The following is a 1,040-nucleotide window of genomic DNA, read 5'->3' on the forward strand; positions in this document are numbered from 1 at the left end:
GGGTCGCAGAAGTAGACTTGGATGCCCGCATCGATCTTGAGGCGGTCGTGCTGAGCCATTTCGGCTCCTTGATCCCAAGTCAGCGTGCGACGTAGTTCTTCGGGCAAAGTTGTTCGCCGTCAGGGCCTGTGAGACAAACAGGGGGATTTTGCGGAGGGAGGATTTCTGGTTCATCGTAGCCACCAGGAGCGAAGATGAAGCAGAAATCCGGACCGGGCAAAGCGTCGGCAGACCAAGTGCTAAAGGACATTCGGCGCCAGACCCGCCGGCAGTATTCGGCGGAAGAGGAGATCCGCATCGTGCTGGAAGGATTGCGCGGCGAGGAGAACATCTCCGAGCTTTGTCGCCGAGAAGGCATTGCCGCCTCGATGTATTACGGCTGGTCCAAGGAGTTTCTCGAGGCCGGCAAGCGCCGCCTGGCCGGCGACACGGCACGAGCTGCGACCTCCGGCGAGGTGAAGGACCTCCGCCGGGAGGCCGCCGCCTTGAAGGAGGCCGTCGCCGATCTGACCCTGGAGAACCGCCTGCTCAAAAAAAGTATGAACGGAGATGGGGAGGACGAGGCATGAGGTATCCCGCCTCAGAGAAGGCCGAGATCATCCATTTGGTCGAGCAATCGCACCTTCCGGCCAAGCGCACACTGGACAAGCTCGGGATCCCGCGCGCCACATTCTATCGCTGGTATGATCGCTACCGCGAGGGAGGCGTTGAGGCGCTGGCCGATCATCGGTCTCGACCAGACCGGGTCTGGAACCGCATCCCGGACGATGTGCGGGGCCAGATCATCGACCTGGCGCTGGAGTTACCTGAGCTGTCGACACGCGAGCTGGCCGTGCGGTTCACCGACGAACGAAAGTACTTTGTCTCCGAGGCGTCGGTCTATCGGCTGCTGAAGGCGCATGACCTCATCACCAGCCCGGCCTATGTGGTGATCAAGGCCGCGAACGAGTTCAAGGACAAGAGGACGGCCGTCAACCAGCTCTGGCAGACCGACTTCACCTACCTCAAGATCACCGGATGGGGGTGGTACTATCTCTCGA

Annotated in this window: 2 pseudogenes; one reads left to right on the forward strand and one right to left on the reverse strand. The window is 61.1% G+C overall.

The features are described 5' to 3' along the window. A pseudogene (locus tag AC5ZFO_RS48055) lies at positions 1 to 107 on the reverse strand (IS30 family transposase); the annotation flags it as partial. Between the two features lie 87 nt (positions 108 to 194). Between AC5ZFO_RS48055 and AC5ZFO_RS48060 the strand changes: the two are divergent. Beyond that, positions 195 to 1,040: pseudogene (locus AC5ZFO_RS48060) on the forward strand (transposase); the annotation flags it as partial.

The sequence above is a fragment of the Bradyrhizobium sp. Unk1 genome (genome assembly GCF_059512345.1).